This is a genomic window from Neorhizobium sp. P12A, assembly GCF_008365395.1.
In the GTDB taxonomy this organism is placed as follows: Bacteria; Pseudomonadota; Alphaproteobacteria; order Rhizobiales; family Rhizobiaceae; genus Rhizobium.
Genome location: NZ_QOVX01000005.1, coordinates 344,202 through 368,089 on the forward strand (window position 1 = coordinate 344,202; position 23,888 = coordinate 368,089).

Consider the following 23,888-nt stretch of genomic DNA (forward strand, 5'->3'; position numbering starts at 1 on the left):
TGCGGGGAGCTGTGATATGGACGATCCTGTATTTCCAGCGATCACACGGAACAATCACGCCATGAATGCATCTGCCAAAGAAACGAGCCGCCCAAAAAAGGCGGCTCCTGCCAAGCGTAACCGCCTGTCGTCGGTCACGACCGCCATTCGTCTTCTCAAGGCATTTTCGGAGGACGAGGTCGAAATCGGCGTCAGCGCGCTGGCGCAGAAGCTGAAGGTCGCCAAGAGCACGGTGCATCGGCTGGCGGTCACGCTCGTTGCCGAGGGCCTGCTTGAGCAGAACCCGGAGACCGAACGCTACCGGCTGGGCGTCGGCCTGTTCGGATTGGGTACGCTGGTTCGCCGGCGGATGAACCTTTCCAACGAGGCGAGGCCCTATCTCTTCGACTTGCGCAAGCACACCGGAGAGACGGTCATCCTCGGTATTCCGAGCGATATCGAAGTGATGCACGTATACGATCTCGAGAGCCCGCAGGCACTCGGCATCAAATCGGATCTCGGTGCCCGCAAGCCGGCCTATTGCACGGCGGTCGGACGCGCGATCTTCGCGTTTTCGCCGGATGAAATGATCGACCGGTTGTTGGCGGGACCACTGGTGCGCCGGACGCCTCGCACGATCATCGATCAGGCGAAGCTTCGGGAGATGATGGCGGAGGTGCGTCAGCACGGCTTCGCCATCGAAGATGAGGAAAGCGAACCCGGCGTGCGCGCGATTGCAGCGCCCGTCCGCGATTCGAGCGGCAACGTCGTCGGGGCCGTCGGCATCGCCGGACCGATGCAGCGCCTGTCGATCGAAGCGCTGGAAGGATTTGCGCCGACGTTGCTTGACGCGGCTTCAGCCATTTCGGCCCGGCTAGGCTACGGGCACAGATAAATAGGAATATCAGGAGGAGGAACGCATGACCGTAATTATGTTGAAGGGGACCGACGTCAGCTGGTCCTGTTCGGATGGAGATACGATCATGCGTTCGGCGCTGCGCGCTGGGCTCGGTTTCCCTTATGAATGCAATGTCGGTTCCTGCGGCAATTGCCGCTTTGATCTGCTCGAGGGCGAGGTGGAGGATCTGCGCACCGATCCGCCAGGTCTCAGCGATCGCGATCGGGAACGTGGCCGGCGGCTCGGCTGTCAGGCGCGGGCGATGTCGGACTGTGTGGTGAAGCTGCGACTGATGCCGCAATATGAAAGCCGGTTCGCTCCGGTGCGCCAGGCAGCGACCCTCGTCGCGATGCGCGACATCACCCACGACATCCGTGAATTCCGTTTCCGGCTGGAGAAGCCCGTTCGCTTCCTGTCCGGCCAATACGCGCTGCTTGCGCTGCCTGGTGTGGACGGCGCACGCGCCTATTCTATGGCCAATACCGGGGACAACGAGAACGAATGGCATTTTCAGGTCCGTCGGGTTCCGAATGGTGCTGCGACGACCAAGTTGTTCGAGGGCCTTGCAAGCGGCGACCGGATCGAGATCGACGGTCCCTATGGCATGGCCTATCTGCGCGAGGATTCGCTGCGCGACATCATCTGTCTTGCCGGCGGATCGGGTCTGTCGCCGATGATATCGATCACTCGCGCGGCGGCCATGTCGCCGGAGCTGAAAGGCCGCAGGGTCGACTTTATCTATGGCGGCCGCGCCGCTCGCGACATTTGCGGCCGCGAGATGCTGGAGGAGCTACCGGGCTTCGGCAGCACAATATATTATCACCCTGTCGTGTCAGGTGCGCCTGAGGGCGATGACGGCTGGGACGGTTATCGCGGCTTCGTGCACGAGATTGCAGCCGAGCTTTTTGGCAAGCGCCTTCCCGAATGCGAGATCTATTTCGCAGGACCTCCGGCGATGGGTCAGGCCATTCAGAAAATGCTGCTTGATCTCGGCGTGCCTTCAGCGCAGGTCCATTTTGACCAGTTCTACTGATTTGCACGGGGCAGGGACGGCCGGAAAGGGCCGGAGGCGGTCATGAAGCTTCGTCAGCTTGTCTATTTCGTGAAGGTCGTCGAGGTCGGCAATATTACCAAGGCCGCGGAGCAGCTAAACCTTGCGCAGACGGCGCTTGGCATTCAGATCCGCAATCTCGAAGATTCTCTGCAGATTCAACTGCTTGACCGGCATTCGCGTGGCGTCAGCGCCACGCCCGCCGGCATGCTGCTCTATGAGAGGGCAATCGAGGTTCTGCAACGCATCGAAGAGACCAAGCGGGATCTCATATCGCTCGGCGGGGAGAAGGTTCGTGTCCGGCTGGGCGCGACGCCGAGTATCCTGAAGCTGCTCGGCACGGATCTCCTGGTGGCTGCGCGGGAACAGCTTCCCAACATCACACTGCATGTCGTCGAGGAACTGAGCTTTGTGCTGACGGATGCACTGGAGCGTGGCGAACTCGACTATGTGCTGGCCTTCGACATCGAGGACAATCCCGGCCTCCGGCGCATTGCGCTGATGGAGGAGGATCTGCTCTTCATCTCCTCGCCCAATGATAAATCATCTGGAGAGGACGTCTCCTTCCGCCAGGCCGTGAGCGGTGATCTGGCGCTGGTGTCGAACCGCGACATCATCTGGAAGCGTGTGCACGAAGTGGCTGCAAGGCTGTCGCTCGACGTCAAGATCACTTACCAGGTTCAGTCCATGGAGGCGATCAAGGCACTGATCCTGCATGGCGTCGCTCAGAGCCTTATGCCCTACGGCATCGTTTCGGAAGAGATAAAGAGTGGGGAACTGATCGCGCGGCGCGTCGAGCGACCCAATGTTAAGCTTACACTCTTCCTGGCATATCCCGCTCACAAAGGCCTTGCCGACGAAAAGCAGTTCCTCAGCTTCATTTTCGACATGGTCAACCGATTGGCAGCGGCGATCGGCCCCCATGCGCATCTGATTGACCATGCCGATCTGTAAGCGGATTTTCTTTGGGCTGGACACGGCGATTTATCTTGGACATTCGCGGTCGCGCCGTCGAATATCCCGTTTCGTACGATGAAAGTTGCATGACTTCCGTCCTCTCACGTCAGAGACCCCGGAGGCATGCCATGATCTGCATACGGAATTGGTATTGCCGGCAAGGGTGCGATTCGTGTCCGCGATCGGGAGATCGTGGATCTGGCAGGAGGTAGCCAGGGCGGGTCCCACCGCAGCCTCTATCGTGGGAGAGAATTCTGAGTTCGTCGCTTCGTTTGTCTTTCGGGTGCTGGAATTATGACCGGACCCGAGCCCTCATGGATCGAACCGTCGTTCCGGACGGTATCGATCTCGTGTATCTCAACATGCCGGTGGAGGAGACTTTTTTCCGCATGCTGCGTCACCGCGAATTCGATGTCGCGGAAATGTCGCTCTCATCCTATGTCCTGTCCCATTTCACGGATGCCGCTCCCTTCGTGGCGATCCCGGTCTTTCCGTCGCGCTATTTCCGTCATTCGTCCATCTATGTGAACGCGGAAGCCGGTATCTGCGAGCCACGCGATCTGATCGGCCGCCGCATCGGCACACCAGAATATCAGATGACGGCACCGGTCTGGATTCGCGGGATCATGTCCGATGAATACGGTGTGAAGGTCGATGACGTGACCTATTACGCCGGCGGCGAAGAGGAGCCGAACCGCCCCGAGAAGCTGCCGCTCGATCTGCCGCCGAATATTCGCGTCAATCGCATAGGCCCGACGCAAACGCTCTCGGCGATGATCGACAGCGGTGAGATCGACGCGCTCTACACCGCCCGCAAGCCGTCGTCCTATACCGGGCCGACAGGGCGGGTGCGCCGCTTGTTCGAGAACTATGCCGAGGTCGAGCGCGCCTATTTCCAGAAGACCGGCATCTTCCCGATCATGCATACCATCGTTATCCGACGTGAGGTTTACGAAGCCAACCGGTGGATTGCGCAATCGCTCTATAAGGCCTTCGCGGAGTCGCAGATGCGCATGTATCGCGATCTGGAGGAAACAGCCGCTCATAAAGTGATGCTGCCGTGGCTCAGTGCCCATGTTGAGGAAGCGCGAAGCATCATGGGCGACGATTATTGGAGCTACGGCTTCCGCCCCAATCGCGAGGTGCTGGATACATTCCTGCGCTATTCCTACGAGCAGCGGCTGTCAAAGCGCAGGCTGCGGCCGGAGGACATCTTCGTGCCGGAAACAATGGAGAATTTCGTCATCTGAGGTCGCGTTCGAGGCGACTTTCCCAAGCCGACGCTTACCTATGCAGGCCTCGAATATCAGCCTTCCCGCAAAAGCCCTTCCGGTGTGTGCACTGCGGCGTTATATGCAGTGCACAATAATCGCGGGAAGGTCGTGTCATGGCTGTTCTGACCCAACATCAGTTCTCCTCTTCTTCTTGGCTTCGCACCGTCTTCGGCGGTGTGGCCGACACCATGGGCATGGTACGCGCCGCCCAGGAATGCTCGACGGCCCGCAGGGAGCATCGCAACGCTTCCCCAGCCGCACTGCGCACGCTCGGCATCGATGAAATGGCTTTCCGTCAGGCGCTGAAGCGTCGCTGATCGGTCGGCACCGCCTGGTAGCATAAGCGGTTGCGTCCATTGAAACGCCGGCATGTTTCAAGGCAGTTGAGCGATCCCCGCCGCCGACGAAAGGCGTAAGCTTCTTCCTACATTGGGCATCATTCTGAAGAACCTCCGGTTACAGCCGGAGGTTTCGTCTTTTGAGCTCTGCCATATCGTCGTGCCTTTACAGGCGAGGCGGGATTTTCTATTCTAACATAATGAAAAATATCAGCTTTCGACAGCTTAAAGCGCTGCTTGCCATCGAGGCGAGTGGCAAGGTCGTCGAAGCTGCAAAAGTGCTGGGCCTCACGGCACCGGCCGTGACCCTGCAGCTCAAGCAGGCCGAAGCTGAAGCCGGTGTCCAGCTCTTTGAGCGCAGTGCGCATGGTATGCGACCGACGGAAGCTGGACGCGCCGTTCTGGCGGCAGCCAGGGACATCGGGGAGCGGCTGCGACTTCTCGATATCGAGATCGATGCTTTCAAGGGTCTACGGCGCGGGCGCATCGCCATCGGTGCGGTGTCGACGGTGCGCTATTTCGCAGAGCCCATGCTTGCGGCTTTTGCCGAAGCGTTCCCCGATGTCGATTGTGATTTCATCATTGATAGGTATGCCGAGACGATAGATCGGTTGAAAAACCGGACCATCGACATCGCCCTCGTGGGACGACCGCCGCGTAGTTTGTCGGTACGGGCGACAACCTTCGGCGAACATTTTCTTGTCGCCGTTGCTGCTCCCACCCATCCGCTTAGCCGCCGTCGTGGCATTGCGAAGGCGGATATTGCAGGCGAGCATTTCATCCTGCGGGGTGCCGGTTCGGGTATCCGCTTGTTCTTCGATCGGTTCATCGGCGATGCAGCGGTCCGCGCCGGCGCGACAACGACTGAAATGGAGTCGGTCGAGGATATAAAGCGGGCGGTCATGGCCGACTTTGGCCTGGCATTCCTCGCTGCGCACAGCGTTGCCGGCGAAGTGCAGGACGGCCGCCTTGTCATTCTCGACGTTGCCGGCCTGCCCATCAGGCGACAATGGTTCGCCATCAGCCGTGCAGACCGGGTGCTGACGCCTGTTATGAGAGCCTTTCAGGATTTTCTGACGAAGCAGGGCGCGAGCTTCCTGCCCGATGCCCCGCTTCATTGAATCGAGCCTTAGGCAGCCTTGGCGGACGCCTGCTGCAGGAATTCGATCACCTTGGCGTTGGTACTGACGGAATCCTGGGCGGAGACCGGCACATCCCAATATTGCGAACCGGGAATGCATTCCTGAAGATAGCGCGCAGCCGACGTGGCATGCGAGAAATCGGCGCCCGGGACAATCAGCGTGGGGATCTCGAGGCGGACCAGATCTTCCGGCTCGGCGCCCGGCGAGGTGTCGCGGTCAAGCAGCGTGCGCGGCATGCCAGCGATGATCGCCTTGTAGTGATCGACATTCTGGCTGATGTAGCGTTCAGCGAAATCGGCATCGTGGCGAAGGACCGATACCCATGGCCCGCCACGCGGATCGGCGCCGAAGGCCTTGTTGCTTTCCTTGGCGAGGGTAAGCACCGCTTCCAGCCCGTTTTGCTGGACGAAGGCCAGATGTTCGGCAAAGCGCTGGTGTCCGGTCATACGGTAGCGTGCGCCCCCGACGGGCCAGAACAGGACCTGGCTGAGGACGCGCTCAGGGCGCTCGACGCCGAAGCGCATGACGACGCTGCAGCCCATGCAGCCGCCCATGATATGCGCCTTCTCGATGCCGAGGTGGTCGAGCAGGCCGATACCCTGGTTGACATAGTCGGTCCAGGTCACGCGCTCGACGCGGCCGCCGGAAAGCCCAGTCTCGCGGCGGTCAAAGGTGATGCAGGTGAAGTGATCGGGCAGTTGGTCCAGGAACTTGATGTGCTGGTAGATGCCCTGCGTGCGCCATTTTTCGAGCGTCGCATCGAAGCCGCCAGGTGAATACATCAGAAGCGGCGGGCCGGAGCCCAGCACTTCATAACGCGTCGAAATACCGTCGATGATTGCTGTTGCCATCGTGATCTCCAGAATAAGGGTTCAGAGGCCTTCGCAGCCGAGCCGCTTCAGGCTTTCCTCGACCCAGAGCTTGGGATCGAGCTTGCCGGCAAGCGTGTTCGCTACGGTCTTGGCCTCGGCCTCGTTCTTCGCCTTGGCCTGTGCATAAAGTTCCTCGGTGCGGTCATAGGGCACGCAGAGCAGACCGTCATCATCGCCGATGATGAGGTCGCCCGGCTCGATCACCATGCCACCGAAGGAGATCGGCACATTGATCTCACCGGGACCGTCCTTATAGGGGCCGCGATGGGTGATGCCGGCTGCAAAGACCGGAAAATTGCCGGCCTTGATCCAGCCGTAGTCGCGCACCGCGCCGTTGATGACGACGCCGGTGACACCGACCATCATTGCATGCGAGAGCATCATCTCGCCGACCAGTGCATTGGTGAGGTCGCCACCGGCATCAACGACGATGACGTCACCCGGCTCTGCCATCAGCAGAGCCTTGTGGAGCATCAGGTTGTCGCCGGGACGGGTCTTCACGGTGAAGGCCGCGCCGGACATCTGGCCGCCGGCATGCAGCGGCCGCAGCGCCGGGCCGCCGGCCGTCATACGGGACATGACGTCGCTGACATTGGCGACCGGCAGGGTGCGATATTTCTCGATCGTTGCCGCATCGACGCGACGCGTGCGCGGAACGATCCTAAAACCGATAGTCATGAGGCTCTCCTTATTCCCAGGGCAGCAGCGAGGCGTGGATCACATCGGGAACGCCCTGGCCGCCGACGGACTTGATGGCGAGCGCCGCATCCTTCAGTCCGAAGCGGTGTGTCGTGATCTTTTCGAGCGGGAAGCGATTAGAAGCGATCTGCTCCAGCGCCAGCTCGCAAGCCCGGTAGCTGTGGCCGCGGGCGCTCTTGATGGTGATCGCCTTCGTCGTGACCTTTTCCAGCGGGAAGTTCGGGAACTCCTTCATTTCGCCCTGGACGAGGATCGTGCCGGCCTTGCGCACCAGTGCCTCAACGCCGAGCGTGATCGGGATCGTACCGGCACCTGCCGTGCAGTCGAGCGAGATGTCGACGCCCTTGCCGCCGGTGATTTCCATGATGCGGGCGAGCGGATCTTCCTTCTGCACATCGATGACGTAGTCGGCGCCGAGCTGCTTTGCGACTTCGAGACGCGCTGTATCCTTGGTCGTGCCGGTCACGATGATGAGCGCCGCGCCTGCCTGCTTGCAGATCACGGTCTGCGACAGGCCCTGCTGGCCCGGACCCTGGATGAGCACGGTCGAGTTATAGCCGACATTGGAATCGAAGAGCGACCATTCCACACCGTTCGCCATCGGCGTCACGAGGCCGGCGAGCTCCGGCGTAACGCCCTTGGGCACGCCATGCACGACGGCATTCCACGGCAGGTAGACATATTGTGCGAAACCGCCCCACAGATGCGGCGCGCGCTCGGCAGAGGTATAGCCGTAGCGAATGCTGTCCGGGTTGTTGCGCCAGTCGGTGTTCTCGCAATGGCGATACTGGCCGGCATGGCACCACTTGCACTTGCCGCACATGACATAATGTTCGACGAAGACGAGGTCGCCTTCCTTAAAACCCTTGCGGCGGGTGAATTCGCGGCCGGCCTTGGCGATGTAGCCGATATTCTCATGGCCCATGATGGTGGGTGCATTGTTCGGCGGCGTCTTGAAGAGCTTGACGTCGGTGCCACAGATGCCGGCGACTTCCATCTTCAGCAACGCGCCGTCTTCCGGCACGTCGGGCATCGGATATTCGCGGATTTCCATCTGGCTTGGTCCGGTACGAACCGCGGCGAGAACCTGTTCTGTCATGTCTTTCACTCCTTAGGGATTGGCTGGCATTGAAACCGTTTGGCTGTATGCGCGACCGGTCACCGTTGCTTTTCCGTGATCTGCTTTGACAAGCGCGGGACCCGCGCCCTATTTATTCCTCGACTTGGCGCCACACGGGCGCCGGCGTTTCCCCGGTTCGAAGCCATGCTCAAGACAGCCACCAGAAACACCGAACAGCTTGCAGCTATCCGCCGCCTGAAGGACTGGACGCGCGAGCGTTTTTCGCTCGGCGACGATGTCCCCGTCATGGTGTCCGAGCTCGCCTGCGGCATGCCGGGCTGCCCACCGCTGGAGACGGTGGTCACGTTCTGGACGACGCCTGAGACGCGGCATGTCTTCAAGGCATTCAAGCCTGTCGCCGAGACCACGCAGGACGACCTGCCTCCCTACTGGATGAAGAACGCGATCATTTCCGACAGCGACGACCTCTCCTGCTGCTAAGCGGAGGCTGGCGGGAGCCGGCAACGGGCGCATCATGCTTTGCCCGGTCGGCCGCGCTTTGCGAGCTGGGCGTCCAGCCGCGGATAGACCCGACGGGCATTGCCCTCGAAGATCTTGTAGCGGCTTGCCTCATCAAGCGTATCGAGTTGATCGATATAGCGCTTGGTGTCGTCGTAGTGGTGGCCGGTTTCAGGATCGATGCCCTTGACCGCACCGAGCATCTCCGACGCGAAAAGGATGTTGTCGACCGGCACGACCTTCGCCATCAGTTCGATGCCGGGATAGTGATAGACACAGGTGTCGAAGAACACGTTGTTGAGCAGGTGGTCGGCAAGCAGCGGCTTCTTCATTTCCTGCGCGAGGCCGCGATAGCGACCCCAATGGAAGGGAACAGCGCCGCCGCCGTGCGGAATAACGAATTTCAGCATCGGGAAATCCCGGAACAGATCGCCCTGCAGCAGCTGCATGAAGGCGGTGGTATCGCCATTGATATAATGTGCGCCGGTGTGATGGAAATTCGGATTGCACGACGAGGTGACGTGGATCATCGCCGGGACTTCCAGCTCGCAAAGCACCTCATAGATCGGATACCACTGGCGGTCGGTCAGCGGCGGATCGGTCCAGTAGCCGCCTGATGGATCCGGATTGAGGTTGACGCCGACGAAATCGAGTTCGGTGACGATGCGGCGCAATTCGGGAATGCAGTTCTTGGGCGGGGCGCCGGGATGCTGAGGCAATTGGCCGACAGCGGCAAAATTGTCCGGCAATAGCTTGCAGATGCGGTGGATCAGGTCGTTGGACATGGCCGACCATTGCATGCTGATCGCCTCGGTGCCGACATGATGGGCCATGCCGGCGGCGCGTGGCGAGAAGATGGTCAGGTCGCTGCCGCGTTCCTGCTGGAATTTGAGCTGCGGCGCCACCGATTCACGCAGCATGTCTTCGGATATGCCGAGATCGCTGGTGGTCGGGCGCCGCATGGGGTCGGCCAGCCCGGCAAGCTGCTTGTCACGGAACTGGTGAAGCGCCTGCGGTTCTGTCGTGTAATGTCCGTGGATATCGATGATCATGATGGGATGCCTTTGCATTCGAGGCGCGGATCGTCAGACCCACGCTGTGATGTCGTGATCTCAGATCGGATGGAAAAGCTCGCTGACGTCGTAGACGCGCGGCGTAATCAATTGCTGGGCGGAGAAATCGAAGGCGAGCTGAAGGGAACGACGATTGGCTTCCAGCCCATAGGCCGGCGGTGCGGCGGCGCCATCCGCTTCGGCAATGCGGCGGGCTTCGTCGAACATCTCCATCAGCTCCTGGGCCAGCCAGGGATGGGCTTCCAGGATGGGGGTCCGCACGGTCAGGATATGATTGATCGGATAGATGCCGGTGCGGGCTATCCATGCCTTGGCGGCCGTTTCCGCCTCCGGGATTACGGAGCGGATGCCTGATGGATCGACCTCGCGCTCGCCCATGATCGCCGAAAGCTCGCCCGCCATCATCAGCTGGCGCAGACCGGAAGACGACTGGTTTCGCACGGCGATGGCCGGATCGTCGTATTCCTCCAGATGCGCATCCTCCATGGTGAGCCAGATGATGCTGTTGAGGTCGACGCCATATTCGGATTGAAGCACGCCGCGCACCCAGACGCCGGAGGTCTGTGCATAGGCGCGCACGCCGACCTTGCTGCCCTGCAGATCCAATGGCCCGGCAATGCTCGAATCGGCGGGACTGACGAGATTGGTGTGCGGCAGCCTGCTCCAGAGGGGAATGGCTATGCCGGTGATCGGCTTGCCGTAGTGGTGCGCAAGCAGATGCGTGACGACAGCCATTTCGGAGACGTCCAGTTCGTCGCCGCGCACCATGGTGCGAAATGCCTTGGGAAGCGGCTCGTAGTCGCGGAATTCCAGGCTTACGCGCTCGGAGCGAACGCGACCGTCTCTCAATGGCTGAACATGAGCGTGCTTTCCGACGGAAGTCCGCAGGACCAACGGGTCTGTCATATTGATTTACCTCCTCCGAGCGTCAATGTTCTTCTATGTAGAACGACGTTCTCCTATGGAGTATAATAACGCGAAATGACAGCCGGTCAATTCGGGTCCGGCGATTTTTCGATGAGAGGGGTTTGCGGCTGTCGTGCGAGGTCGCGGCTGGCGGATGGAACCCGAGAAATCAGGCCATGCCGCCGAGAGCCAGAAGAAAGTAGAGGACGGCAGCCGCCGCCAGCAGAGGGTAGGCGCCGATCTTGCTGCGGAACAGGACCGCCGTTCCCACTCCCACCGTGGCCATGTCGATCAAGGTAAGACCGGCGGCCACCGAGACGGCAAAAGCGCCGGCGAAGATCAGGCCGGCGGCCACTGGGGCCAGCCCACGCTCGACGGCAACTGCCCATGCCGCGTGGCGATGGCGCTGCCAGATACTGCCGAAGATGCAAACGACGGCGGAGGACGGAACGAAGATGGCGAGCATTGCGGCGAGCGCGCCGAGGATGCCGGCGATATGCCAGCCGATCAATACGACGATCAATGTTCCAGGTCCGGGCGCCGCCCGTGAAATGGCATAGTAGTCGGTAAATTCACGGGCAGTCAGAATGTGCTGAATGTCGACGGTCTGATGCTGCAGTCCGGCGATGATCGATTGCCCGCCGCCGAAGGAGACCAGCGAAAGCGGTACACAGAGGAGCACGAGGTTCAGAAGCTTTCCGTCAGCCATGATCGCACTCAGCTCCTTGCCTGCAGGAAGGCCGCCGCGATGCTGACGGGAATGGCGACGGCGACTACGGGAATAAGCGGCCAGTGCAGCGGTCCGACCATGACAAAGACCGAGAGAGCAATGGCGATTGAAGCGGTTTCCCTCCGCAGCCGTTTGGCGGTCTTTATCCCCATTGCCAGCGTCGAGGCGATGCCGATGCAGGCAAAGCCACGCAGGACGGCGTGGGTTTCGGCATAAGGACTGAGCTGAACATAGACGAGACGGATCAGCAGGATGGCAACGAATGCGGGTGCGATCATGCCAACGAAGGCAATTGCCGCGCCGACGACACCTCTGAGCTTCAGGCCGATATAGACTGCAAGATTGACCGGGTTGGCACCGGGAAGGATTTGCGCAATCGTCAGCGTCTTCAGGAAATTGTCTTCATCGAGCCACTGCCGGCGCTCGACGATCTCGCGATGCGTCCATCCCGACATGCCGCCGCCGAACGAAGAGGTGCCAAGGCGCAAAAACGAGGCGAGCAGCGCCTGCAGCCGCACGTGCGGAGGCGATATTGCAATTCTGTCGTCGACTGGCTTGTCCATTACGATTCCTGCTGAAAAAGGCACTCCGAAGCGGACGATTTGACCGGTGCATCGGGCCAATGGCGGAATGCTATTCTGGCTCCATGGGAAGTCCATGGCATTTCGGCTTAGTTTGGAATTAAGAAAAACTTACTGCGCCAGCGGGGCGATCTCCTCTCCGTTGCGCGAAATATCAAAATTATTACAGCAGGTTGGCGCGATGCGATGGATGCTGGGTGGCTATCTTCCGCGTGCCTCGAATGCGAGCCAGCGTAAAAACTGTTGGACTAAGCATAAATTTTTGCTTTGGACAAAATTTCGAGGCGTGCCTCAAATGACGAGAGGGTGTCGGAGGACACGACGCTCGCAATATCGCCATCTGAGTTGCGTGGGAGCGCCGCGGTATTGCGAGGGCGGACAGCCTTTGCTGCCCGAAATTGGGAGGATCGGAATCTGAAATGATTGGAACTATGTTCGGGGCGCTCTACGGTCTGGTGAGCTCTCCCCACATCATGGGACTGATGTTGATCGCAGTCTTCTTCGGGCTGCTGGTCGGCGTCACCCCTGGAATCGGGGGCAAGCTGTCGATTGCCATGGCCATACCGTTCGTCTACGGCATGGATACGGTTTCCGGCTGCGTCTTCCTGTTGACGATGCATGCCGTAAACGGCACCAGCGGCCAGATATCGAGCATCATGTTCGGCATTCCCGGTGATGGCGACGATGCGGCGACCACGCTTGACGGCTACCCACTGGCAAAGCAGGGACAAGCCGCGCGGGCCCTCGGCGCCAGTATTACTGCATCAGGCGTCGGCGGCATCATCGGCGCAATCGTTTTTGCGATCATGATCCCGGTTCTCGAGCCTGTCATCATGATGTTCAGTCCGGCGGAATTTTTCCTGATCGCCCTGCTCGGCATCAGCTTCATTGCTTTCCTTTCAAGCGGCGACAAGATCGTCAAAGGCCTGATCGTCGGCTTCTACGGATTGATGCTGTCGACCATCGGCATGGACTCCATCACCGGTACGCCGCGTTACGCCGGCCACATGCTATTCCTGTGGGACGGCGTCAGCCTCGTGACCGCAGTGCTTGCCATGTTCGCCGTGCCGGAAATGATTTCGCTCAGCACAAAGGGTGGCTCGATCTCGGCCGTGCCGATGGACAAGGGCTTCTCATACCAGCAGCTCCTGTCGGGCGTCATGGAAGTGCCGCGCAACTGGTGGCTGGTCGTGCGTACATCTATTATCGGCGCCATTATCGGCATGATCCCCGGCCTCGGCGGCTCGACGGCAGCCTGGCTGTGTTACGGTCATGCGGTGCAGAGCTCCAAGCATCCGGAGCGTTTCGGCAAGGGAGCGATCGAAGGCGTTATTGCGCCGGAAACCGCCAGCAACGCCAAGGAAGGCGGTTCGCTGCTTCCGACCCTGTTCTTCGGCATTCCCGGCAGTTCCGGCATGGCCGTGCTGCTCGGCGCTTTCCTGATCCTCGGCGTCCAGCCGGGTGCCCTGATGGTGACCAAGCATCTTGATCTCGTGTGGACGCTGATCTGGGCCCTGGTCGTCGGCAATCTCATCGCCGTCAGCCTGCTCCTCGTCATCTGCCGCTGGGTTGCGGTCCTGACCTTCGTCGATGGCCGCGTGCTGGTGCCGTTCATTCTCGTCTTTGTTTCGCTGGGCTGCTTCGTCAGTGATTTCCAGTGGCAGAATCTCGTCGTTCTCGTCGTCTTCAGCGCCATCGGCTATGGCTTCCTGAGAGCGGATTGGCCGCGTGCACCCTTCGTCATCGGGCTGGTGCTCGGCGGTAAGGCGGAGGCGTCGCTGCATCAGGCGTTGCAGCTTTGGGGTTTCAGCTTCTTCCTGCGTCCCATGTCGCTCGTCCTGATCGCGATGATCGTCGGCCTGATTGCCTATGCGTTCTACAAGAACTTCCGGTCGACCGGCTCCAACGCTGCGTCTCGCATGGAGGTCAGCTCATGACCCTGAAAAACATCAGCTTCAGCACTTTTCTCACCGCCGTCATGCTTGTGATTTTCACGGTTATGGTCGGTTTGGCCTTCGGCTTTCCCGCCAAGGCGCGATTCATGCCGCTGATCGTCGGCATACCAGGCATGGCGCTCTGTATTCTTCAGCTCGGCATGGACCTGTATTCGCACAGGGCGTCGTCTTCCCATGGCCGACACCATCATGTGCCGGCGCAGGCTCCGGCGGCTGCGGCAGCATTGGCTGTCCAGGAGGCTGATCCGGAGCTTCCGGAGTTCGGGCCGCATACGGTGCCGCAGGAAATGGCCATGTGGGGCTATTTCATCAGCTTCATCGTCGCGATCCTTCTTTTCGGCTTCTATGTCAGCGCACCGATCATGCTGGCAGCGACCCTGCGCACCCAGGCAAAGAAGAGTTGGAAATTCTCGCTGCTCTTGGCCGTGATTGCGACTGCGGTGCTTTACCTGGTGTTCGGCGCGTTTCTCGGCATCGAACTGCATGAGGGCTTCGTGACGAAATGGCTCATGCAACGCTTCCAGAATGGAGCGCTCTGAGCGGTCTTCCGGCTTCAACCGGCTGCGCCCGGAGTGTTCCGGGCAACGATACGACAATTGGCGGCTCGGCATGAATGCCTCAGAGGAAGGCAAGCCCACCCGCATTTCCGACAACACGAGGGAGGACTGCAATTGACTATGAAATCACTTCGCACGGCGGTGTTGGCGATCGCCGCCCTGGCCGGCGCCTGGGCAGGCGCTGCCAGGGCCGATGACGGCCCCGGCTTCTTTAAGGGCAAGACTGTCAATTATATCGTCGCGACCGGTCCCGGCGGCGGTTACGATACCAACGGCCGCCTGATCGCCCAGTTCATGCAGAAGCATCTTCCGGGCTCGACCTTTGTCGTGCAGAACATGCCCGGTGCGGGTCATCTGATCGGCGCGAACTTCATCTATGCCTCCGATCCGGATGGATTGACCTTCGGCACCTTCAACACCGGGCTGGTCTACGGACAGCTGGCTGGCAATCCGGGTATCAGGTTTGACCTGACGAAGATGTCGTGGATCGGCAGCTTTTCCTCCGATCCGCGCGTGATCGTCGTCTCCAAGGATTCCGGTATCAATAGCTATGACGACCTGAAGAATCTCAAGGAGCCGATCAAGTTTGCCTCCGCGGGCGTCGGCAGCGCCTCGACCACCGAGACGACCATGCTGATCAAGGCGCTCGGTCTGAAGATCGAGATCGTTTCGGGCTATAACGGCAGCGATGATCAGCTCGCCATGCGCCGCGGCGAGGTTCAGGGCATTATCGCCTCGCGCTCCAGCTTCCAGCCTTTCGTTGATGCCGGAAACGGCAAGATGATCGCTCAGATCGGCGGGTCAGATACGGATGTGCCGCAACTGTCGTCGCTTGTCGACAACGATGCCGCCAAGAAGGTCATTGCCCTGGTTCAGTCCCAGAGCGACATTTCGCGCTTGACGGCCGGGCCGCCGGATATGCCTGCCGACCGTCTGAAGACACTGCGCGACGCCTATGCGGCAGCAGTCTCTGACCCGGAATTCCTTGCCAAGACCAAAGAGCTGGGACTGCCGGTCGATCCGAAGGTCGGCGACAGCGTGAGCGGCTTGGTCAAGCGGGCAATGGACCAAACGCCGGAGATCGTCAGTTTTCTGAAGGAGTCCCTTCAGGACCAATAGGCAAGCCGCTTTCGCCATCGGACGCCACCCAATGTGGCGTCCGATGGCGCTAGGACATTCGATTGCGTAAGGGCGACGGTCGAGGAGGACCACAAATGAGGGTCGGAGTGGTCGGAACTGGCGAGATGAGGTTCGCCGTGGTGGCCCGGCATATGTTCGATAAGGGGTACCTGATCTCAGCTTTCGATATGAATCCGTTGCCGCGCACAGAGGGCGGGCTCGCGTGAGCGGACCTGCCACATTCCTGCCGGCCTCCCGTTTCACGCCCGCGCATGCGTTCGGACCGCTCCGGAAAATGCGTATCCGCTCAGCGGCGAGGTGTTGCCCGTGTTTTCCGCCTCCATCCGCATCATTCAATCATTAGCCACCAGAAAGTAGACCGATGGCCAGTACAGACCAGCTAGTCCAGAGTGACGACCCGACGCCGGTGCCGGATCCGGACAACAAGAAATTCCTCGTCGACCCCTATGCCGACTGGTCGGGCGGCGAGGGTATCCCGGTGCATTTTGACTATGGCCACGATCTTCTGGCCCTCGAAACCGCGGCATGGGATCGCTATGACGCGCGCGGCTGCTTCGCCCATACCGTCGGCATGGGCGATTTCATGGCCAATTACGTCATCGAGGTTCTGCCGGGCAAGAAGACCAGGCCCGTCAAGCATTTGTACGAAGCGTTCTTCTACGTGCTGTCCGGTTACGGCTCGACGACCGTTTGGCTTCCCAACGGTGAAACGCGGACATTCGAATGGGGTCCCAAGGCACTTTTCGCCATCCCGCTCAACTGCGAGTACCAGTTCCACAACGGCTCGGGCCAGGAAACGGTCCGGCTTTCGTGCACCAACGATGCGCCGCTGACCATCAATCTCTACCATAACCTCGATTTCGTCTTCGCCAACAACTTCGCCTTTGAGGATCGGCTCGGCGGATCGCGCTATTTCGAAGGCGATGGTGCGCTGTACACCTATGGCGGGGCGTCCGTTCGCAAGGTGCAGAACGTCTGGGAAACCAATTTCGTCCATGACCTGACAGGCTTCAAGCTCTACGAGTTCGAAGGTCGCGGGAAGGGATCGCTCAACGTCAATTTCGTGCTTGCCGATGGCACCATGCACTCGCATGTCTCGCAGATGCCGGTTGGCCGCTACAAGAAGGCGCATCGTCATGCTGCCGGCACGCACGTTCATGCAGTCGACGGCGAAGGCTATTCGCTGATGTGGTACGAGGGCGATTCCGAATTCAAGGAAATCCCATGGCGTCATGGTTTCATGTACACGCCGCCCTTCTGGATGTACCATCAGCACTTTAATACTTGCGATCAGCCGGCGCGTTATGTTGCCTGCAGTCTCGGGAGCCGCCGCTACCCTTTCATCTCGCTTCGTCGCAAGAGCGCCGAAGGCGGTGGTGCCACTTCGGTCAAGGATGGCGGACGCCAGATCGAGTACGAGGATCAGGATCCGCGCGTTCATCGCAAGTTCCTGGAGGAACTGCAGAAGACGGGCGTTCCCTCGGCCATGGGCGATGTCTTCGACGAGCCCGCTATCCTCGCGATCCCGAAGGAGCAGCTGACAGGGGTTATCCAGACGCCGATTCTCGCAGGTCCCGCGACCTGAGATCGACCCATTGAGATGCAAACGTCCCGTGCGTCGTCGCGCGGGGCGTTTGCCTTTTTCATCGTCCGCGATGGATATGAAGGCAGCAGACTTGCAAGTAAGGAGGTACCTACGTGCACGATATGGATCTGGACCACGAACATGAGGACATGACCGAGGAGGAGCGGCAGACGATTTCCGACTGGCTCTGGCGGCAGGAGACGGTCGAGCTTCTGACTGTTGGCATCGATATCGGCAGCTCCACCTCTCACCTGTTGTTTGCGCGCGTGACGCTGCAGCGCGAAACCGAGGAACTGTCCAGCCGCTTCGTCGTGATCGATCGTCAGATCGTCTGGCGTTCTCCCATCCTGCTGACGCCTTTCTTGCCTGATGGCACCATCGATGCACATGAGCTGCGGCACTTTTTCCAGCACTGCTATCACGATGCCGGTTTCAAACGCAGCCATATCGATACAGGCGCCGTCATCCTGACCGGCGAGGCGATCAAGCGGAAGAATGCCCGCGCGATCGACGAAATCTTCGCCAGCGAATCCGGCCGCTTTGTCTGCGCGACCGCGGGTCACAAGCTGGAATGCATGCTGGCCGCCCATGGGTCGGGAGCGACGGCGCTTTCGAAAAAGCGAAAGGGGCGTGGTCTGCACGTCGATATCGGCGGCGGCACGACGAAGCTTGCCATGATCGAGAACGGCGAAATCGCCAGCGTTGCCGCCTTTGCTGTCGGCGGGCGTCTGGTCGCGCAAGACAAGAACGGAGTGTGGACGCGTGTCGACGATTCCGCGCGGATGGTCGCCGAGGAACTCGGCATTTCCATCGATCCGGGTACGCTTGCCGATCCTTCCGCCCGCCGGGCGATCGCCAGGCGTCTTGCCGCCGTGGCCGTAGACGAGATACTCGGCGCTCCGCTGGACGAGCTTGGCCGGCGGCTGGAGCTGACCGAACCGCTCGAACGCAAGGGCGCACCCGATTACATCACGTTTTCGGGCGGCGTCTCCGAATATATCTTCAACTACGAACAGGCCGAGCACGGCGATATCGCCCAGCTCCTGGCGCGTGAAATCGTCGAGCAGCTGAAGCCGCGCATCACCATTCCGATCGTCGATGCCGGTCAACGCATCCGCGCCACTGTCATCGGTGCCTCGCAGTTCACTGTGCAGGTGAGCGGAAAGACCGTCTATCGACGCGGATCGAAGGGGCTGCCTTCGCACAATATTCCGGTCATCCATCTGGGCATGCCTCTTGAAGAAGAGATCGACGTGCAGGCGGTGGCTGAAGCTTTTCGCGCGGGTATCGACCGGCAGGATCGCGGTATCGCAGAGCCCCTGGCGCTTGCCTTCGCATGGACCGGCCTGCCGGACTATCAGCGCCTGCTGGCGATGGCAAAAGCCATCAAGCTTGCCCTGGCTCCTGAGGGCCAGCGCGAGGAACTCCTGGTGTTGATGATCGATGGCGATATCGGCCAAACCATTGGGCGCATCCTGGATCGCGAACTAAGTCTCGGCACGAATCTCATTTCTATCGACGGGGTCCAGCTGAAGGATCTCGATTTCGTGGATCTCGGCGAATTTATCGATCCGCCGGGGGTCATTCCCGTCGTCATCAAGTCATTGTTGTTCTCGTGAGCGACGGAAAGACTGTGTTGCCGGAATGGGCCTACCGCCGCGTTGATTTGCGAGGGCGCTCGCTGTAATTTCAAGACAAGAACAATGTTCCTTATGAAGGAACGTTTTTAAATCGCATTCCAGGGGAGGAGCGGTGCAGTTCGGCGATTGCGATTGCCCGCCCCGTATTGAAGAGGAGTATCTATATGCATCAGGATCCACTTGGCGGCGGCACGGGCACGCACTGGCATGAGCCGGCAGGCACGAAGAAGGCAGGCTTCGGCGAGTTCAAGAAGCAGCCGACCCCCTATGACCAGTTCATGGAAGAAGAGGGTATTCCGGTCTTCCGCGATCTCGGCGTCGACAGCGTCAAGAACCTGCCGCTGAAACCCTGGAAGCGCACCGGCGGCCGCGGCACCTATATCCAGCTTTACGGAACGGAAACCAAGTGGGGCTGCCACCTCGTCGAGGTTCCGGCCGCAGGCGCGCTCAATCCTGAAAAGCATATGTACGAGGAAATCTACCTCGTCGTCGAAGGCCGTGGCTCGACCGAAGTTTGGATCGAAGGCGAAGGCAAGAAGCACATCTTCGAATGGCAGGAAGGATCGATGTTCTCAATCCCGATGAACGCCATGCACCGCATCGTCAACGCCACCAACAGCCCGGCGCTTCTGCTCGGCGGCACGACTGCCCCGAACGTGCTGAACCAGATCCAGAACGTCGATGCCGTCTTCAGCAATCCCTTCATTTTCCGCGACCGCTTCTCCGGCGCAGATGACTTCTACAAGTATCGCGAAGAGATCGAGCCGGATCCGGTGCGCGGCCTTGCCATGCGCCGCACCAATTTCATGCCTGATGCCGTCAACTGCGAGCTGCCGCTCGACAACCGTCGTTCGGTCGGCTATCGCCGCGTCGAGCCCTTCATGACCAACAACGCCTTCTACTACTGGATCGGCCAGCACGAGAACGGCCGTTACTCCAAGGCGCATGCGCATACTTCGGCCGCAATCCTGATCTGCCTCAAGGGTCAGGGCTATACCTATACCTGGCCGGAAGAATGCGGTGTCAATCCGTGGGCGAACGGCCATGCCGACCGCGTCCGCCGTCTCGACTACGGTCAGTACGGCATGGTCACGGCGGCTCCGGGCGGCGCACGCTGGTATCACCAGCATTTCAGCGTCTCCAAGGAGCCATTCCGTCTGACGGCTTGGTTCGGCCCGCACAATCCGGGTCGCGATCCCGGTGCGCCTGGCGAGAAGCACACGGACTACACCGCGATCGATGTCAACGAAGGCGGCACCGCGATCCCGTACTGGATGGAAGATCCGCATATCCGCGAGGAATATGAGGCGCTTCTGAACAAGAACGGCGTCGAGGTCCGCATGAAGCCGGAATGGTACGAAAAGCCGTCCGACACGACCAAGAAGCTGTCGACCGTCGTCTGATCCAATGGCCGATGACGAGGAAGAACAGGGCGGCCGGATATTCTTCTCGAATATCGGCCGCAGCATGGAAGTCGAAGACGAAATCGTGCTGGTCAGCGTTGGCATCGATATCGGGTCCTCGACCTCCCATCTCGCCTTTTCGCGTATCGTGCTGGAACGGCTCGATACGCGTTACATGGTCGTCGAACGCACGCTGCTGCATCAGTCCGACGTGCTGATGACGCCCTATCGCGGCGAGGACGAGATCGATGCCGACGTGCTCGGCGCCTTCATCAGGGCGCAATATGACGCGGCCGGCATCACGCCTGAAACGATCGATACCGGTGCGCTTATCCTCACCGGCGTTGCCGTCCGGCGCAGCAATGCGCGGGCGATCGGCGATATCTTTTCCGAACAGACTGGAAAGTTCGTTGTCGTCAGCGCCGGCGATGGGCTGGAGACGACGCTTGCCGCCTTCGGCTCGGGGGCAGTGGCGCGCTCGGGAGAAACGGGAGCCACCGTTCTCAACGTCGATATCGGCGGCGGCACGTCCAAACTTGCGCGCTGCGCCAATGGCGCCATCCGCAATATTTCCGCGATTGACATCGGCGCCCGTATCGTTGCATTCGACGCCGATCGCAGGATCACCCGCATCGAGGAGGCCGGTCGCTATTTTGCCCATCGGGCCGGCATCGTCCTCGAACGCGGGAACGTGCTGTCGCCGCAGGATGCGCGCAAGCTTGCGGCATGCATGGTCGACCAGCTCTTCGAGGCGATGACCGGCGGCGAGATGCCGAAGGAAACGCTCGATCTGCATCGCCTGCCGCCGCTGCCGTCTGCTCCCGCGCCCGACATCGTGACGATCTCAGGCGGTGTTTCGGAATTCTTCTACGGCGAGACGCAGGAGGAGTTCAGCGATCTCGGTCCGCTTCTGGCGGAGGCGTTGCGCGAGAAATTGCGCCAATGGCCGCCAAGTCTGGAACATCCGGCGCAGGGCATCCGGGCGACCGTTGTCGGGGCATCGCAATACACCGTGCAGGTCAGCGGCAGCACGATCTTCGTGCATCCGCTTTCGCTATTGCCTGTCAAAAACGTCCCCGTCATCAAGCCGGAACTCTCCTTCGACGAGGTGATAGATCCTAGCGATGTGGCCGCAAAGGTCAAAGCCGGCCTGGCACGGCTTGATCTTGCGGCAGGCGAAAGCCCGGTCGCGCTCTGCTACGAATGGCAGGGGTCGGCCAGCTATCGTCGGCTCGACGATTTTTGCCGTGGCGTGATTGATGGATTGTCCGATGTTCTCAGCAAGGGCCATCCGCTGATCCTCGTTGGTGACGGCGATGTGGGCGGCCTCGTTGGGATGCATTGCAAGGCAGAAGTGGGCGTCGCCAATCTCGTCTCCATCGACGGCATCAAACTCGACGAATTCGATTTCATCGATATCGGCGGCATGCTGGAAACCTCGGGCGCCGTGCCCGTTGTCATCAAGTCCCTGGTCTTCCCGACCAAGGAACTCGGCCGGGCGGGAATGGCCGAACGGAATTGAACCATCCGGTTGGCGCGATCCGCAAGGCGGATCGAGATCGAAATGCTCCGGACCTTCAATCCCAGGGAGCAGCATGACACCATCCTCCTGGTCCCTGGGAGGATGGTGCGCCCCTCAGCCGCGCTTCAGCCGACGGACCAGATAGGCGAAGGTCGCCTTGAACATTTCCTCGCGGAACATGTGCTTGCGCTTTGCCTTGATATCTTCCGGCTTGCCCAGCGCCTTGGCGCCTCCGGCTGCCTCGACCCATAGCTGCATCATGCAGGCATTTTCGAGGGAAAGCGCCAGATAGATCGCCTGCTCGATGCTGGGGGCGGCCGTGACGATGCCGTGATTTTGCAAAAGCATGGCGCCATATTCACCGAGTGCTGCGGCGACCGCACGTCCGCGTTCTGCCGTAGTGATGAGTTCGGTCGTCTCGGCAAACACCGGCAGGCCCTCCGCGAAGATCGAGCCGGGGTGGCCGATCGGCTGCAGCGGCTTTCCGAGCGCGGAAAAGCTGACGGAATAGGGCGCGTGGGTATGCACCACCGCGTTGATGTCCGGCCGGGCGCGCAGGACCTCGGAATGGATATAGACCTCGTTGTGGCGCCCGTGGTCTCCCTCGATCTTTTCGCCGTCGAGGCCGACGGTGATGATGTTGTCGAGGGTCATCTCTTCCAGCCCGATCTTCGACGCCTTCATGTAGAAGCGATCCGGCTGATCGGGGACGCGTACGGAAATATGGCCGCGTGTCCAGTCGCCCTGGCCGGCCTGTTCCAGAATTCGTCCAGCCTCGATCATTCTCTGCTTCAGGTCGTCATGCATCTGCTTTCGCTCCCCCACGCCCTCGCAATGGAAAGTAGTTTCGCTCCAGGCCGGTTTAAAATCGGCCTTCCCATTCGCCGCGTCGCAGTCGCTACACACGATGCTTGTCCCCGCGCTTTCGGCCCTGCGACATGTCCAGGAAAAGTTCGGAAAGCGTCACCTGGCGGTCGATCAGCCCTTGTTGATGGGCATAGCCGATGACCGTTTCCAGCGTCTTTCGATTCTGTCCCTCAACTCCGTAGGCCCAGGGATCGTCGCCCATGATCTGCTGCTGTTCCTCCCACGCTTCGCGATACCAGGCGAGCGGCACGAGGCGGGGATTCTCCATGCGCTTCATGGCGATGCGCTTGGCCTCGTTGAAAGCATGATAGAGATTGATCGGAACCCAGGGATGGCGCTCGACGATCTCCGGACGGATGCCGAGCACATGCATGATCGGGAAGATGCCTGTGCGCTCGTAATAGGCGATCTCCTCCCGCTTGTAGTCGGGAAAGAGGCGGCCGACGCGCGGGTCGCGCTTCAGGATCGGCTCGATCAGATCCGGGTGCAGCAAGGCGTCGATCTCTCCGTCCAGCAGCATCTGCTCAACCGATTTGTCGTCAGGCAGACGATGCAGCCGCAATCCCTCCGGCGGCTTGAAGTCGACGTCTTCGTCGAGTTCGGCATACCAGTCGATGGATTGGTGCGGAACGCCGTATTCGCCTTCGAGAAGCCCGCGCTGCCACAACGTGGCCGTCACCAGATAGCTTTTCACGCCAACCTTGCGGCCGATCAGGTCCTTCGGCTCGCGGATTCCGCTCGCCGAATTGACGAAGATGAAGCCGTGTCTGAAACGCCGGTGCAGGAAGACGGGAATGGCAGAAAAAGGCATCCCGCGCGTCTTGGCGGCCATATAAGACGACAGGGATACCTCTGCTATGTCGAACTCGCCGTTTCTGAGAAACCGCCAGTGCCTTGTCGTGGAATCCATCTGCGTGAGGATCGTCAATTCGATGCCATCCGGGGAGACCGTGCCCTCAAGCAAAGGCCGCACGATCTCGTAATCACCGCAGGCGAGCGTGAGCTCGATTTTTTTCGTCAAGATATTCCTCCCGCAGCTTCGTCCGCCGCGCTTTCTTTTCCGAACGCACCATGCGCCAAAGCGCGATCTCCTGTCCAGCGTTTTTGAAGATATCCTGCATTGTGAGATTTATTTTCTAT

23 protein-coding genes are annotated in these 23,888 nt (G+C 60.3%); 14 read left to right on the forward strand and 9 right to left on the reverse strand.

What is annotated here, in order from left to right:
- Positions 1-16: 16 nt before the first annotated feature.
- The 6 genes from DTW90_RS17875 to DTW90_RS17900 all read left to right on the forward strand — a co-directional run bounded on the left by DTW90_RS17875 (position 17) and on the right by DTW90_RS17900 (position 5,618).
- A complete protein-coding gene (locus tag DTW90_RS17875; protein ID WP_245512671.1) occupies positions 17-874 on the forward strand; it encodes an IclR family transcriptional regulator in 858 nt (285 codons plus the stop codon).
- 25 nt (positions 875-899) lie between these two features.
- On the forward strand, positions 900-1,910 hold the full coding sequence (locus tag DTW90_RS17880) for a 2Fe-2S iron-sulfur cluster-binding protein (RefSeq protein WP_149339856.1): 1,011 nt from the start codon (positions 900-902) through the stop codon (positions 1,908-1,910).
- A 42-nt stretch (positions 1,911-1,952) separates the two neighbouring features.
- On the forward strand, positions 1,953-2,882 hold the full coding sequence (locus DTW90_RS17885) for a LysR family transcriptional regulator (RefSeq protein WP_149339857.1): 930 nt from the start codon (positions 1,953-1,955) through the stop codon (positions 2,880-2,882).
- Positions 2,883-3,199: 317 nt separating this feature from the next.
- Complete coding sequence (locus tag DTW90_RS17890) at positions 3,200-4,135, forward strand: ABC transporter substrate-binding protein (RefSeq protein ID WP_132522726.1); 936 nt, start codon at positions 3,200-3,202, stop codon at positions 4,133-4,135.
- Positions 4,136-4,272: 137 nt separating this feature from the next.
- Positions 4,273-4,476, forward strand: coding sequence for a hypothetical protein (locus tag DTW90_RS17895; RefSeq protein ID WP_132522724.1), 204 nt, complete (start codon positions 4,273-4,275; stop codon positions 4,474-4,476).
- 221 nt (positions 4,477-4,697) lie between these two features.
- Positions 4,698-5,618: a LysR family transcriptional regulator gene (locus DTW90_RS17900; RefSeq protein ID WP_149339858.1), complete on the forward strand. Its 921-nt coding sequence runs from the start codon at positions 4,698-4,700 to the stop codon at positions 5,616-5,618.
- An 8-nt stretch (positions 5,619-5,626) separates the two neighbouring features.
- Here DTW90_RS17900 and DTW90_RS17905 read toward each other — a convergent pair whose 3' ends face one another.
- From DTW90_RS17905 to DTW90_RS17915, 3 genes are read right to left on the reverse strand one after another with little or no spacing between them, the layout of a single operon-like run.
- A complete protein-coding gene (locus DTW90_RS17905) occupies positions 5,627-6,490 on the reverse strand; it encodes an alpha/beta hydrolase (RefSeq protein WP_132522720.1) in 864 nt (287 codons plus the stop codon).
- A 21-nt stretch (positions 6,491-6,511) separates the two neighbouring features.
- Complete coding sequence (locus DTW90_RS17910) at positions 6,512-7,189, reverse strand: RraA family protein (RefSeq protein ID WP_132522718.1); 678 nt, start codon at positions 7,187-7,189, stop codon at positions 6,512-6,514.
- A gap of 10 nt (positions 7,190-7,199) precedes the next feature.
- Positions 7,200-8,309, reverse strand: a complete 1,110-nt coding sequence (locus DTW90_RS17915) for an alcohol dehydrogenase catalytic domain-containing protein (protein WP_132522716.1) — start codon at positions 8,307-8,309, stop codon at positions 7,200-7,202.
- Positions 8,310-8,474: 165 nt separating this feature from the next.
- On the opposite strand from DTW90_RS17915, the gene DTW90_RS17920 reads away from it, so the two are divergent.
- Complete coding sequence (locus DTW90_RS17920) at positions 8,475-8,771, forward strand: hypothetical protein (protein WP_149339859.1); 297 nt, start codon at positions 8,475-8,477, stop codon at positions 8,769-8,771.
- Positions 8,772-8,803: 32 nt separating this feature from the next.
- Here DTW90_RS17920 and DTW90_RS17925 read toward each other — a convergent pair whose 3' ends face one another.
- The 4 genes from DTW90_RS17925 to DTW90_RS17940 form a co-directional block, all read right to left on the reverse strand.
- Complete coding sequence (locus tag DTW90_RS17925; protein WP_149339861.1) at positions 8,804-9,841, reverse strand: amidohydrolase family protein; 1,038 nt, start codon at positions 9,839-9,841, stop codon at positions 8,804-8,806.
- A 60-nt stretch (positions 9,842-9,901) separates the two neighbouring features.
- On the reverse strand, positions 9,902-10,768 hold the full coding sequence (locus tag DTW90_RS17930; RefSeq protein ID WP_149339862.1) for a phosphate ABC transporter substrate-binding protein: 867 nt from the start codon (positions 10,766-10,768) through the stop codon (positions 9,902-9,904).
- Between the two features lie 169 nt (positions 10,769-10,937).
- Positions 10,938-11,477, reverse strand: a complete 540-nt coding sequence (locus DTW90_RS17935) for a chromate transporter (RefSeq protein ID WP_132522708.1) — start codon at positions 11,475-11,477, stop codon at positions 10,938-10,940.
- Between the two features lie 8 nt (positions 11,478-11,485).
- Positions 11,486-12,061: a chromate transporter gene (locus tag DTW90_RS17940; protein WP_165927809.1), complete on the reverse strand. Its 576-nt coding sequence runs from the start codon at positions 12,059-12,061 to the stop codon at positions 11,486-11,488.
- Between the two features lie 437 nt (positions 12,062-12,498).
- Between DTW90_RS17940 and DTW90_RS17945 the strand changes: the two genes are divergently transcribed.
- The 7 genes from DTW90_RS17945 to DTW90_RS17975 all read left to right on the forward strand — a co-directional run bounded on the left by DTW90_RS17945 (position 12,499) and on the right by DTW90_RS17975 (position 21,881).
- Positions 12,499-14,016 (forward strand): tripartite tricarboxylate transporter permease, encoded by a 1,518-nt coding sequence (locus DTW90_RS17945; protein ID WP_149339866.1) that lies wholly within the window; start codon positions 12,499-12,501, stop codon positions 14,014-14,016.
- Positions 14,013-14,573, forward strand: coding sequence for a tripartite tricarboxylate transporter TctB family protein (locus tag DTW90_RS17950; protein WP_149339868.1), 561 nt, complete (start codon positions 14,013-14,015; stop codon positions 14,571-14,573). Before DTW90_RS17945 ends, DTW90_RS17950 begins: the two co-directional genes overlap by 4 nt.
- A gap of 138 nt (positions 14,574-14,711) precedes the next feature.
- Complete coding sequence (locus tag DTW90_RS17955) at positions 14,712-15,710, forward strand: tripartite tricarboxylate transporter substrate-binding protein (RefSeq protein WP_246664970.1); 999 nt, start codon at positions 14,712-14,714, stop codon at positions 15,708-15,710.
- 382 nt (positions 15,711-16,092) lie between these two features.
- Positions 16,093-17,316, forward strand: a complete 1,224-nt coding sequence (locus DTW90_RS17960) for a hypothetical protein (RefSeq protein ID WP_210251416.1) — start codon at positions 16,093-16,095, stop codon at positions 17,314-17,316.
- Positions 17,317-17,438: 122 nt separating this feature from the next.
- Positions 17,439-18,935: an ethanolamine ammonia-lyase reactivating factor EutA gene (locus DTW90_RS17965; RefSeq protein WP_245512687.1), complete on the forward strand. Its 1,497-nt coding sequence runs from the start codon at positions 17,439-17,441 to the stop codon at positions 18,933-18,935.
- 185 nt (positions 18,936-19,120) lie between these two features.
- On the forward strand, positions 19,121-20,359 hold the full coding sequence (locus DTW90_RS17970; protein ID WP_132522699.1) for a cupin domain-containing protein: 1,239 nt from the start codon (positions 19,121-19,123) through the stop codon (positions 20,357-20,359).
- Positions 20,360-20,363: 4 nt separating this feature from the next.
- Positions 20,364-21,881 carry an ethanolamine ammonia-lyase reactivating factor EutA gene (locus tag DTW90_RS17975; RefSeq protein WP_149339871.1) on the forward strand — a complete coding sequence of 506 codons (1,518 nt, stop codon included), beginning with the start codon at positions 20,364-20,366 and terminating at the stop codon, positions 21,879-21,881.
- Between the two features lie 114 nt (positions 21,882-21,995).
- Here DTW90_RS17975 and DTW90_RS17980 read toward each other — a convergent pair whose 3' ends face one another.
- Positions 21,996-22,688 carry a class II aldolase/adducin family protein gene (locus tag DTW90_RS17980; protein ID WP_149339873.1) on the reverse strand — a complete coding sequence of 231 codons (693 nt, stop codon included), beginning with the start codon at positions 22,686-22,688 and terminating at the stop codon, positions 21,996-21,998.
- 91 nt (positions 22,689-22,779) lie between these two features.
- Positions 22,780-23,769: a PhnD/SsuA/transferrin family substrate-binding protein gene (locus DTW90_RS17985; RefSeq protein ID WP_149339875.1), complete on the reverse strand. Its 990-nt coding sequence runs from the start codon at positions 23,767-23,769 to the stop codon at positions 22,780-22,782.
- Between the last annotated feature and the right edge of the window lie 119 nt (positions 23,770-23,888).